Source organism: Myroides albus (assembly GCF_009711045.1).
GTDB lineage: Bacteria > Bacteroidota > Bacteroidia > Flavobacteriales > Flavobacteriaceae > Flavobacterium > Flavobacterium album_A.
Genome location: NZ_WMJX01000003.1, coordinates 1 through 12,603, shown reverse-complemented (window position 1 = coordinate 12,603; position 12,603 = coordinate 1). Strand labels below are relative to the sequence as shown.

General features: G+C 32.6%; 8 protein-coding genes. 3 read left to right on the top strand and 5 right to left on the bottom strand.

What is annotated here, in order from left to right; genetic code table 11:
- The first annotated feature begins 3 nt into the window (after window positions 1-3).
- Window positions 4-750: a glycerophosphodiester phosphodiesterase gene (locus GJV76_RS02310; protein WP_155091035.1), complete on the top strand. Its 747-nt coding sequence runs from the start codon at window positions 4-6 to the stop codon at window positions 748-750.
- A gap of 85 nt (window positions 751-835) precedes the next feature.
- Here the strand turns inward: GJV76_RS02310 and GJV76_RS02305 are convergent, their stop codons facing one another.
- Together GJV76_RS02305 and GJV76_RS02300 are read right to left on the bottom strand one after the other, a co-directional pair.
- On the bottom strand, window positions 836-2,305 hold the full coding sequence (locus tag GJV76_RS02305) for an SLC13 family permease (RefSeq protein WP_155091034.1): 1,470 nt from the start codon (window positions 2,303-2,305) through the stop codon (window positions 836-838).
- A gap of 828 nt (window positions 2,306-3,133) precedes the next feature.
- A complete protein-coding gene (locus GJV76_RS02300; protein ID WP_230381487.1) occupies window positions 3,134-5,530 on the bottom strand; it encodes an outer membrane beta-barrel family protein in 2,397 nt (798 codons plus the stop codon).
- 90 nt (window positions 5,531-5,620) lie between these two features.
- Here GJV76_RS02300 and GJV76_RS02295 point away from each other — a divergent pair, with 90 nt between their 5' ends.
- On the top strand, window positions 5,621-6,937 hold the full coding sequence (locus tag GJV76_RS02295; protein ID WP_155091033.1) for a sensor histidine kinase: 1,317 nt from the start codon (window positions 5,621-5,623) through the stop codon (window positions 6,935-6,937).
- Window positions 6,930-7,613 carry a response regulator transcription factor gene (locus GJV76_RS02290; protein WP_155091032.1) on the top strand — a complete coding sequence of 228 codons (684 nt, stop codon included), beginning with the start codon at window positions 6,930-6,932 and terminating at the stop codon, window positions 7,611-7,613. Before GJV76_RS02295 ends, GJV76_RS02290 begins: the two co-directional genes overlap by 8 nt.
- A gap of 12 nt (window positions 7,614-7,625) precedes the next feature.
- Here the strand turns inward: GJV76_RS02290 and GJV76_RS02285 are convergent, their stop codons facing one another.
- From GJV76_RS02285 to GJV76_RS02275, 3 genes are all read right to left on the bottom strand, one after another.
- Window positions 7,626-8,459, bottom strand: a complete 834-nt coding sequence (locus GJV76_RS02285) for a tetratricopeptide repeat protein (protein ID WP_155091031.1) — start codon at window positions 8,457-8,459, stop codon at window positions 7,626-7,628.
- Between the two features lie 5 nt (window positions 8,460-8,464).
- Window positions 8,465-9,055, bottom strand: coding sequence for a peptide deformylase (gene def, locus GJV76_RS02280; RefSeq protein ID WP_155091030.1), 591 nt, complete (start codon window positions 9,053-9,055; stop codon window positions 8,465-8,467).
- An 86-nt stretch (window positions 9,056-9,141) separates the two neighbouring features.
- Window positions 9,142-12,360 (bottom strand): AsmA family protein, encoded by a 3,219-nt coding sequence (locus GJV76_RS02275; protein ID WP_230381486.1) that lies wholly within the window; start codon window positions 12,358-12,360, stop codon window positions 9,142-9,144.
- Window positions 12,361-12,603: the final 243 nt, after the last annotated feature.

Genomic DNA, 12,603 nt, shown 5'->3' with positions numbered 1-12,603 from the left:
ACAATGAACATTAAAAAGAGTATATTAATAATTGCATTATCGATGAGTTCTATTTCGTTTGCACAAGAATATAATCCCCTAAAAATTGCGCATAGAGGAGCAATGGGGCACGTAACTGAAAATACTATTGAATCAGTACAAAAAGCTTTAGAGATGGGGTGTGATGCAATAGAGATTGATGTTTACAAAGTAAAGGATGGCTCTTTAATGGTCTTTCACGATGAAAAACTCAATAGAGTGAGCAACGGAACTGGTAACATAGAAGACTATACTAAAGAAGAATTAAAAAAACTGTTAGTCACAGGTAATTATCGAATTCCTACTTTAGAAGAAGTCATATCTACTATTGACAAGAAAGTTATTTTGAATATTGAACTAAAAGGTTCTAATACAGCTGAAGGAACGATTGAAATCATTAAAGATTTTAAGAGAAAAGGTTGGACCAATTCAAACTTTATTATTTCGAGCTTTAAATGGGAGGAGTTAGAGAAGATTTACGAATTAGACCCTACATTGGATATAGCTGTATTGACAGACAAAGAACCTGCTGACGCAATTGAATTTGCACATAAGGTCAAAGCAGTAGCTATCAATCCACATTTCAAAAAATTAAACAAGACAAATGTTTCTAAAATCAAGGAAGCTAATCTTAAAATTTACCCTTGGACTGTAAATGAAATTAAAGATATCAATCGAATGAAAGAACTAAAAGTAGATGGTATTATAACAAACTACTTAGAAAGATTGTAGAAATAAAGCTATTTTTCTTATTACTAAAAGAGGTCAACTGAAATATCAATTGACCTCTTTTTTATATTTAACTATGTATTATTTATTAAATGTAATCAAAGAATGTAGTAAAGTTTTGAAGTAGTAAAACCCAAAGGACAATAATCACTGTACCTAAAAGTGCCCCAAACAATCCCCCGAGAACAAAGTCTTTCTGTTTCAACATTCCCGTACCAAAAACAATGGCATTTGGCGGTGTAGAAACTGGTAAAAATAATCCACATGAAGAACAAAGTCCCACTACTAAACCAACAGGTAGTAACTGATCATGGGGTAGAACAATTGCCGCAATGTTTATGACAATTGTTGCGGTTGCTGTACTACTCATAATATTAGAAAACAAGACAGTTACCACTGCAAATATTATCATCATCACCACTACATTAAACTCCATATCAGCTAAAAACTGAGAATAATATGGAGCCAATAATTCTTTAATTGCCATACCCAAGGCTAAACCTCCAGCTACTAACATCAAGGTATCCCATGGCAATTTTCTCACGTCCTCAGCCGTTATAATTCCAAGCATTGGTAAAAACATAATAGGTACCATAGCTGCACCAGCTGTAGGAATATTCAATCTATTTCCAAACATCCACATTCCTACTGTTATAAATAAAATAATAACAACTATTAGGCGCTGTAGCCTCATAGTTTTAGTTAACTCTAAAGCTTTATTTACAAAGGATACATCAAGACCTTTTACTTTCGAAGTATATTTTCTAACAACAGCAAACCAAAAACCTACCAACAAAATTGTTGCTGGTATAAATCCCAAAAAGAACCATTGTGTAAAACTTACATCAAAACCCTTTGACTTTAAAACGTTCACAACGATTAAGTTTGGAGGGGTTGACACCATACTCATCATACCTGCAAAAGTAGCAGCAGCTGGTATACTAACCAATATTGCCTTTGACATCATAGAGTCTTTCCCTTCTCTATCTATAAGTGGCATAACCGATGCCAACACCATCGCTGCTGTAGCTGTATTAGATATAATCAAAGATAGAACGGAAGTAACAACAATGATTCCCAATACTAACGTATTGGGGTTTGATCCAAATATTGAAATCGTTTTCTTAAATAGAGATAAATCGAGATTGGTTTTCCGCATCCCCTCACTCAAAAAGAAACCTCCTAAGAATATCCAAATAACATTATCAGACCAAGTATCCGAAATCTCTTGGGAGGACAAAGTTGCTCCCTCAATATTATCCATTGTATAGACAAGGAAACCAATAATCATAATACCTACCGCAAAGGGAGGTATAGCTTCTGTTGCCCATAGAAGAATGGAGAAAATTAATATAAACATGGTGTATTTCTGCGCTCCTGTAAACACCTCAGGTGATAAAAAGTACGTTCCCCCAAGAGCTACTAACAATGAGAAAAAGAAAATTCCCACCCTTGTTTTGATATTCCACATATTCCATGAAGCTTCGATTAACAGCTCACTATAGAAACGAATACCAGTTCTAATCTTTCGAATCTTTTCGAAATAGTCAAATTCCATAACCCTAAAATTTTGACTGTTAAAATTACAACATTTAAACGCAAAATGCCACATTTTTAAGAAGTATAACCTACTAAAAAGCCTACCTTGAAAGACTCTGGTTTTATCTTTCTAAAAAATTCACTTAATTAGCATGAGTTCGTTTTACAAAAAACAAGAGGTAACCTTTTCTAAGGTGTTTGTTCACACCTATTTAATTCAAAACATCTGTGCATTCACTATTGATAAAATCACTACAACTGAGCATGAACTTAACGCGTTTTTAAAAGTATACTCGAATGCTGTAATAGCGGTCTTAGCTTGCACTTCCTTGGGGACTGATAGGCCTTTTCTGGGGGTTTTCTATCCCAGAGGGTGGTTTTGTCGAAGAAAGGTGCGAGAAAGGTGCAAGAAAACCTAAAGCAACTCCCTATCAGATCAGTGAAAAACTATCGATAGGTAATCAATAAACATGGATAAGCAATTAATTCTCTTTCTGCCGTTTTTTATAAACGATGTACTAATGTTAGATCACTTCGTTTTTTAATGTGCTTTAATTATACTTCTTAGGTTTTTACACAGAAAAGAATTTCTCTAAGTGCAATCTTTTGATTAACTATTCAGCGAGGGAGTATATTGAATTACTAAAGTCATGAATAAATAAATATCTCAATGTTGTTGTTAGAGAATAAAAAACCTTAATAGAGAAGGAATCCTGACAAAACTGTAAAGAAATTAATTCAATATTTTGTAGCAAGTAAAATATACTTACCTCAAAGCCTACTCTACAAAATATTCACGATATCATTGATAAAACCAGTTTACGAACTAAAGTTTAATATATGTTTATTATAATCTGTCTTTCTCTGTCATATCTATTTCTTTAGAGCTGTATTTCACCTTTTGGTTTCCTAAATTATACTTCAAAGAAACAGCAAAACCTTGTGTATCGCTATAGTCTTTAAAGTAGTTATTTTGATTCGCATAGTTAGTACTAATGATCTGTCTATCACTACCAAAAATATTATATACATACAGATTAGCAGCTAACTTATTCTTCAAGAATTCTCTACTCATGATAAAGTCTGTACGCTGATAACTACTTATTCTAAAGGTTCCTTGTACAGTAGGAGTATAAAAGTTATAAGTCAACATCGCTTTCCAGTTACTTTTCTTTTCAATATCAACAGAAGTACTTAATCGCCCTCCAAATATTAAAGCATCATTCTTATACAATTTCTTATCTACACCATAAAAATAATCTTCCTGCTGTTGCAAGTAAAGAAAAGGACTCACTGACCAAATAGGTAAAATCTGGTGAGAATAGTTTACAATCATACCCGCTAGTTGTCGTTTATCTATATTCGTATAATGATAGATTAACATATTATTTTCAGGTTCTTGATAAGAGATTTCCATAGATGGATTGTTCTCACGATTATAAAACAGTTCAATATTTAACTGATTCCAATTATAACTTAAACTAAAATTATGACTGATCGTTGGTTTTAAATCAGGGTCACCTTGAAAATATGAAAACAAATTATAGTAACTCTTCGCAGGGTTCATCCAAGAATACGAAGGTCTGTCAATGCGCTTGCCATACGAAAAACTCAAATGATGATCGTCTGTTACATCATATTTCACATAGGCTGTAGGAAATAGTTTAAAGTATGACTGTGTGTCACTCCCTACTCCTGTACTCTTCGTCTGAATACCGGTGTACTCTCCTCTCAATCCTGCTTTGATTTGCCATTTATCCCATTGCTTCGTAAAGGAAGTATATCCAGCCCAATTGATTTCTTGATAATCATATTCGTTACTCTTGTCTTTATTAGGATTACTTGTTTTAGTATCAAAAAAGTCTAATGAATATAAAGCTTTGACAATACTATACTTACCACCTAACTCCCATTTGGTTGTTTCTTTATCTATCGTATAATCAACACCAGATACAGCTAATCGTGTGCGCGACTTATCTTTCGTTGCAAAAAAGCGTTCAGATGGTACTTGATCTTTAAAGTTTAATTCAGTTAAAACATCTTGATTATCTTTTTGGTTATCATACGTAAAATAAGATGACCATAATAAATTTTTCTCGTGACTAAACTTTTTGTCTAACATAAAATACCCTGTGTACGTATCCATATTAGCACGCTTCTTATTAAAAGTGGTATAATTAGATTCTACAATCCCTTCTTTATTATAGATCAATGTAGGGATGACAAAGTCACCTTTGGTTTGTTCATTAATATAACCACTTCCTCCTACTGTCAGTGTCAATGTACTATCTACCTTTACATCCATCTCTGCATTAAAACTATGACGACCTTTCATCTTATTCTTACGTGTCAGGTCTGTACTCCAACGCTCTCCGTTCTCATAGATAACGTTGTCTTCATTATACCGCACTCCAGTTCCTTTTGTATAAGTATAATTGCCAGATAAATTCACTTTATCACCAGAGTAAAAATGTTGTGTACCTAAGGTGTTAACCGCGTAGGTAGTTTGTTTAAAACGATTTGTTACGCTCCCTTTATACCCTAAATTTATATTCTTTTTTAATTTAATATTCAATACTGCTCCACCCTGAGCATCATACTTAGCAGGAGGATTAGTGATAACTTCTACAGCTTCTACCTGTGTACCATCTGTAGATTCAAGCATCTCCTTTAATTGCTCTCCTGTCAGCATCACTTTTCTATCGTTAATCGTCACTAATATACTAGAGCTCCCACGGATACTTAGGTTATCTCCTATCGCACTTACCCCAGGTGTTTGTTTCAGAATATCCCACGCATTCGTAGTCGCTAAAGGCGTATCTTGTACATTAAATACTAATCTATCTATTTCTCTTTTTATAGTAGGACGCTTAGCAGTAATCATTACTTCATCTAAAATAGCGTTATCTTCTGTTAACTCTACTACAGCTGGAGCCGTACCTAAAGGTATTGTTTGAGATTTAAACCCTACATAGCTAAACTCTAATTGAGTAATCAATGCATTATCATCTAAATCATAAACACCTTGTTCATCCGTATAAACAGCCTGTACCATCTTGCCATCTGCATCTTTTGCTACAACAGTAACGAAAGCCAATAGTTCCTTTTTATTATCTGTTACTTTTCCTTTGATTTGAGAGTTAGTTGTTTGTGCATTGACTAATACACTTAACAATAATATGCTCCATAAAATAAGTATGCGTACCATAATTTCATTAATTTTAAACAAAGGTGTTGTATTCATTAAAAGAAGGTGGTTAATGAACGGTTAATGAACGGTTAACAGCAAAAGCCTGTTGATGTATTACCCTGTTTTTAAAGTATATTTGTGTATATGAAAAAGCTAAATTCTAAATATTACTTAATCATCTTTTGTGTTTTCTATATCCTCTTATTAGGATTAATGGGGTTCTATTTTAACCAAGCTATCCGTCTTAAACAAAAAGCTATAAATAGTCTAGCACATGAGAAAATAGATGATTTATTAGAGCAGAGTTCATATAAGAATATGAGTCTGAATAAAGAGAGTGAATTATATAAACATTTCTTAGCTCTAAAAAAACAAGAAACAAGTATAAATATTATCAAAGAGGATTATAATCATAATAGCGAATTATTTACTACTAAAGTAGATAGTACCTTTAAAGAATTAGGTTATAAAGTAGCTGCTAAATTCACGATAACACAGATTACCCTTAATGATAAAAATATAAACTTACTAGACGAACCTTTTACTTTCTTAGAAACAAATGAGAAAGTAGTTCATCCTCAAAAAATAAATACTTCTGAGTGGGAAATCAATGAGACGAGTACTCATGATCAAAATGACAATCATATAGGGGTAAAAAACGATAAGGATTTACATATCACTGTTCATCAAGAAAAAGAAATCGAAGTAGTTAATTATTTAAGTATTGTACTAAAGCAATTACTTCCTTTATTTATAGGTTCTAGCCTTATCTGTATCTTTATTTTAGTGCTTTACTATATCACTTATCGTACCATAAAACACAAAGAAAAAGAGGTAGCTAATCTATACAATATGGTAGATAATGTCTCTCATGAGTTTAAACTACCTATCGCTACCTTAAAATACGGTTGTAAGAATCTGTCCAAAGAATATGAGTCTCCAACAGTGAACCTTCTACTCCGTCAAGTAGATCGATTAGACCGATTACAGAATAGCCTTAATCCTATCCTATCAGATGAAGAAGAAAGCTATAAAAAAGAAGATGCTTTAGTGCTGATAAAGGATCTCCAAAACCTATATCCTGAAGTATTATTATCAATAGAGTGGAGTGCTAAAGATGAACTCAATCTCCCTAAAACTAAAATAGAGACTGTGCTTCTTAATTTATTAGAGAACAGTATTAAATATGGTGGGACAGAGATTAAATGCAGTGTCTCATCAGATGCTAATCAATATATCATCACAGTTATAGATAACGGAATGGGAATCGCTAAGGATAAACAGAGTGATATCTTCAAGAAATTCTATAGAATACGAGAAGGCAATATCCATAACACCCAAGGACTAGGTATCGGCTTATACCAAGTACAACAAATAGTAAAATCACTTCACGGAAGTATTAATATAAATAGTAAACTACAAGTAGGGACTACTTTTAAAATCACGATACCTTATGTATAAATTATTATTAGTAGAGGACGATATTGATTATGGTACTGTTATCCAACAGTATTTAGGTATTTGTGGATTTGAGGTAAAATGGTTCACTACTCCAGAAGAAGTTATAGATACTGTAACTCAAGAACACTTTGACTTAGCGATATTAGATATTATGCTTCCACAGAAAGATGGTTTTACCTTATCGAAAGAGATTAATACGGTATTACCTAATTTGCCTTTCTTATTCTTAACAGCAAAGAACCAAAGCATCGATCGCTTAATGGGGTTAAAGTTAGGTGCTGATGATTATATCTCTAAAACATGTGATCCTGAAGAACTAAAACTGAGAATAGAGAATATCCTAAAGCGAACCGCTGTACAAAAGACAGAACAGTACTCATTAGGTAGCTATACTTTTAATCCTATACAGCTAAAGCTTAGTCATCCCTCTGAAACAATACGTCTCACAGAACGAGAGAGAGATTTATTACTTTTATTAATCAGTCATAATGGCGATATTATCTCTCGTGAGGAGATCTTACAGAAACTCTGGCCATCTGCTGATTACTTCAATGGCCGTAGTTTAGATGTATTTATAACCCGTTTGAGAAAATACTTTCTACACGATGAATCTATAAGTATTAATAGCTTAAGAGGTGTTGGTTTTGAAATATGTTTAAACGTGAAAAAAATATAAAAGGAGAAATCACTATTCTGACTTAAATGTAAACTTATCAAGAAATTCCTGTGTAATAGTAGGTAATTTTCTCAATTTACTTAAAGTAGCTTTACATTTTTCTTCCCATTTGACATCGTGTGTTTGCAAATATAAATTGTAGGTGGACCAAGCATAATTTGCTAAATAATCTAGAAGTTGGCCAAACATATCTTCACAACCTTCAAATGAAACAACAGCTTCTTCATATTGTTTAAGTTGAGTATAGAGTATCCCTTTCATTAATAAAACTTCACTCTTTCTCTTTTCAGTCAAACTATTTATTTGAACAAACTTTTGCTCTGCGAGTTCAAGACATTCTATTCCTCTTTCATAATCACCTAAACTTGTAGCTGTTAGTCCGATTCCATAAAAGCCAATAGGGCTATTCGGAAACTTCTCTACGATATTTTCATACTCCTTACGAGCCAATCCTACACTACTCACTCTTAATGCTGCTTCCGCGAGTTCTTCTTTAAACTTTAAATTTGGTGAGCTTGATAAGCTATCAGCATAAAAATAATAGGTTAAGGCAGCTTTGTGTTTATCTTGTTTTGTAAGAGATACACCTGTAAAATAATAGGCATCACATAGTGCTTTGTCTTTTTCAATAATTTGAAAAAATATCTTTCCTGCTAAATTCACATGCTCGTCATTATTGAGCGATTTAATACCTACTTTGTATAACTGCTTGAGATATTCATCAGAGGTAGGACATGCAAACTTATAGGAATCTATACGATAAATATCATCGATATCTTGTCCTTTAGTTATAAATGTCCCAGTAATTAAAAAAATAAATACAAATATTTTAAACCTACAAAACATACAGTCTATTTTCGATAAACCAATTCTCCATTTGGCGAAGCACTGAAAAATTCTTCTTGCAATTGTTCTTCGATGCGTTCTGGAAACAAAACACCATTTAAATGGTCAAACTCGTGTTGTAATATAACTGCAGTATATCCTTCAACAACTTCCTGAAAATGCTGACCTTCCAAATCGTAATAAGTAATCTGGATAGCTAAACTACGGGCAACTTCTTCATAAATATCTGGAATCGATAGGCATCCCTCTTCCCCTACTCTCATTACTTTAGAATACCATACAATCTCAGGATTAACAAAAAACTCAAAAGGATTATCTTTTTTGTCCAATCGCTGAGCTAAAAATACTCTGCGATTTATCCCAATTTGTGGAGCTGCTATACCTACACCAGGTTTTTCTTCATCGCGTACAGTGGCATACAAACGAGATATAAGGATTTTCAAATTAGGATCACGAGCATCAACAGGTTTACACTTTTCGTGTAACGATTGATTATCGATACTATCAGTACTTTGTAAAACACGCATAGGTTCACTAACGCTACCTTGACTTAATAAGTTTAATTCTATTTCGTTTAAAGGAGTAAAACTTTCCATCAATTCAAATTTTGATTGTAAATGTAAGGATTTAATACACTTTGTACTAAACAAAAAAGCTCAAGATTTAACTTGAGCCTTTGTTATTACGCTGCATTCTCCGTTATATTGGGAGGGGTTGCATTATTTTCTTCTGGGAGTGTTGGCATTGGATCATTCACAGATTTTACTTCAACTTCATCATCTTCCTCGTCATCCTCTGTGCTTTTTCCTAAAACTTCACTTGGTTTATACTTCCCGAGTTTAATTTTAAAATCCTCTGGAGAGCCTGTAATTTTCATTGGTATTCCTATAATTCCCATAGGAGGAAGTCCCAATCTAAACCCTATATTCATTTCACCATCCAAACTAACCTGTCCTTCAAATCGAGGTCTAAACCCTGCCATTTTCATCTTCGTTCGCTCAATAGTCAAGACATTGTCTTTAATAGAAGATTTAATATCTACTTTTGATACATTCCCTTTTTCAAGAGATTTAGCATCAGTCTTATCAGCAATTGCACCTAACAACTTAAATGATTTAAACTTAATATCCTCTAAGGTCAAAGTTCCCTCTCCTTCTAATGATCTCATCACAGGAAACATTCCACTGTTTAAATTCCCCTTTAACTTGTAATCTAAGGAAACAGTTCCATAAGCATCTTTAGCCATACTTACCATCTCTCTAAACATTGGTACTTCTTTGTAAGCACGTTGAATATCAAAGTTAGAAGCATCTATTGCATATTCAAACTCAGCTTTTCTAAGTCCATTAGGCTTATATCTACCTGTCATTCCTACATTGGTCCCAACTAACTCAAACTGTGTCTTATTCAAGTTTATTTGACCTTTATTTATAACTAACTCTCCATTGAAGTCATTTAAGTTATAATCCGTATACTTTACTTTCTTAGCATCTGCTGTAAAAGTAATATCGATATTCCCCGGTACTTGGATAACACCTGTATTATCAGAAGATACTTTCGTTGATGTGGACTGATTATCAGCAAAAACCATAAACTCATCTACATTCATGAAAGGAGTTTCTAAATCAAACTTTCCTTGGATAGTGTCTTCTTTCAATATATAATTAATAACATTTGTTAGATACCCATTCATACTAAACTTAGAGCTACCGTATTGGGCTTCAAACTTTTCAAACTTCATCTTCTCTTTAAAAAATTTGAATACTCCTTTCTTAATATGGAGAGGTTTTGGAAATAACTCCGAACTAACTGTTATATTATCTACCTCAAAACGTCCTCCGTTCTTCAGCTTATCAAAGTTTCCGTTAACTGCATCACTTTGCAAACCACTTAAAAATAAATTAGTTACAATTTTACCTTTAACGTCAATACCGTCTATCTTAAATAACTTATATAGATTATCAATGTTTAGCACTCCTTTAGATTTAACAGTATAATTTAAATTATTTAAATTATACAAACTAGCTGCTATTTGAAATGATTCGTCAGCAATCTTAAAGTCAATTGGAAGTACTTCTACGGTTAAGTCACTCATGGAACCACGTTTACTATTGATCTTAGTATGAATATGAATATCTTCTACTGGTAACTCCGGAATCCTGTCAAAACGAAGATAACCATTCTCCATTTTGATATCTGCTGATACAATAGGAAAACGCTTGCGATTAGGTTCGAATGTACCATTAACTGATCCATCAATATTTACAAGTCCTCTTATCTCCATATCAGAGATTGGTATAAATTCTTTGACATTATCAAGATCAACCTTTGCCTTTAAATCTCCTTGTAAATCATAATTATGTAAATTCTTTATTTTAGCTTTACCTTCTATAAAGTTATCCATTGCTAATAAACTAATATGATTTAGATTAATAGCGATGTTCTTGTAGTTAGAATCTTTACCAATAGCTTCTAAATCGACGTCTACTTTGGAGATTGCTTCCGGTAGCTGTTCGAGTTTGAAATAACCGTTACGCAAAGTTGTAGTGATATCGAATTTTGGAACACTGCTAATAACTGTATCAGTTATAGTTTTACGCAATGTTCTACTTACAACAATGTCCTTTGTAAACAACCCATCAACATTTCCCTTCATTGTTAGATCCCCTTTCATATCAAAGCTACTATTACCTACCGCTTTATTAAATAAAGCTAAATCTAAATTAGAATCTATACTACCATTTACATGCAATGAATCAATACCCTTACTCGAGAGATTCAAAAGACTTTTCTTGCCATCAACACTGAAAGATAAATTGTTCACATTTACTTCATTCTTCTGAATGTCCAATCCTGGTAATGAAAATGAAAATCCAAGCTCTAAATTTTCTAAAGGCTTTGTCAGTTCTCCATGTTGGATATAACCATTATTAACTTGTAAATTCAAATTAACATTTGGAGCTAAACTATCCGCAATAACGTATTTCCCTTCTAATAAGAAATCTCCTGTAACAGTTCCTTTTATAACGGTATTATCTAACCAATCTTGATACTCAGGAGGTATCACTGATAATAGCTGCTCAAGAGACGAATCTTTAGTTTTAATATCGAACAACATATCGTAACCATTCTCAATGAAAGCAAACTTACCTTTAAAATCTACAGGAAGATCTTTTATGCGAATATCGTTACGTTCAAAAATTAAAGTAAGCGACTTAGTATCTATCTGTGTAGATAACTTTGCAAGTATAGGTTTTTCCTTAACATAATGAACACCATCAAAATTCAAATCAAAAGACTGAATACGAATAACACTTTTTAAGTCAAAAATAGCTTCACTCATATTTCCGCGTCCAACATAGTCAAAATTTTGCATAACAAAACTCAACTTGCTTGCTAAATCATTATAAATTACCTCTGCATTCTTAATATGTAATCGATTAATATTCAACTCCAAATCACTGTCCTCCTCTAATTCATTAGACTCACTTGCATAAAAAATATCATAATTAGAAGAACCATCTTCCATCACGTTCACATTCACAAAAGGTTTATCGACATAGATACGACCAAAGCTTACTTTACCAGATAAAAGAGCAAAGGGATTAACTCCAAGACTTACAGACTCAGCTTCGAACAATTGTGTAGAACTAATAGAATCTTGATTAACACCACTAATTGAAGGCTTGGAAATATTTGCAGTTAAAAAAGGGAACTTTGTGTAAAATGATAAGTCTATCTTATCAAACTCAACTTCACCTTTAATTGTTTCTTTAATAACTACCCTAACTTTCTCATTTATAGTATCTATAAAAAACATAGGAACAATCCACATTAATAATAATGTAATTCCTGTAAAACCACCGACAAATAATAGGGACCTTTTTAATATAGTCTTCATTCTAACACTCATAGCTAACTCAAATATTAACACGTACAAAGTAAAGCATTTTTTTCGCAATACATTCTAATTAATTCCACAAAAGCCTGCAGTTTAAGTAAAATAATAATAATTACAATTATTGATTCGCAATATTTACCATAAATAAAAACAATCTTTGTGATAAACAAGAAGCTAATAAAACTAATAATAGATAAATAGCCTAAGTATATAAACAAAAAAATCCCCAACCTCATATGAGAT

What these genes read in the sequence shown, in the direction of transcription:
- GJV76_RS02275 (WP_230381486.1), bottom strand. Translation starts at nt 12,360, where the DNA reads ATGAAGACTATATTAAAAAGGTCCCTATTATTTGTCGGTGGTTTTACA.
- def (WP_155091030.1), bottom strand. Translation starts at nt 9,055, where the DNA reads ATGGAAAGTTTTACTCCTTTAAACGAAATAGAATTAAACTTATTAAGT.
- GJV76_RS02295 (WP_155091033.1), top strand. Translation starts at nt 5,621, where the DNA reads ATGAAAAAGCTAAATTCTAAATATTACTTAATCATCTTTTGTGTTTTC.
- GJV76_RS02290 (WP_155091032.1), top strand. Translation starts at nt 6,930, where the DNA reads ATGTATAAATTATTATTAGTAGAGGACGATATTGATTATGGTACTGTT.
- GJV76_RS02285 (WP_155091031.1), bottom strand. Translation starts at nt 8,459, where the DNA reads ATGTTTTGTAGGTTTAAAATATTTGTATTTATTTTTTTAATTACTGGG.
- GJV76_RS02310 (WP_155091035.1), top strand. Translation starts at nt 4, where the DNA reads ATGAACATTAAAAAGAGTATATTAATAATTGCATTATCGATGAGTTCT.
- GJV76_RS02300 (WP_230381487.1), bottom strand. Translation starts at nt 5,530, where the DNA reads ATGAATACAACACCTTTGTTTAAAATTAATGAAATTATGGTACGCATA.
- GJV76_RS02305 (WP_155091034.1), bottom strand. Translation starts at nt 2,305, where the DNA reads ATGGAATTTGACTATTTCGAAAAGATTCGAAAGATTAGAACTGGTATT.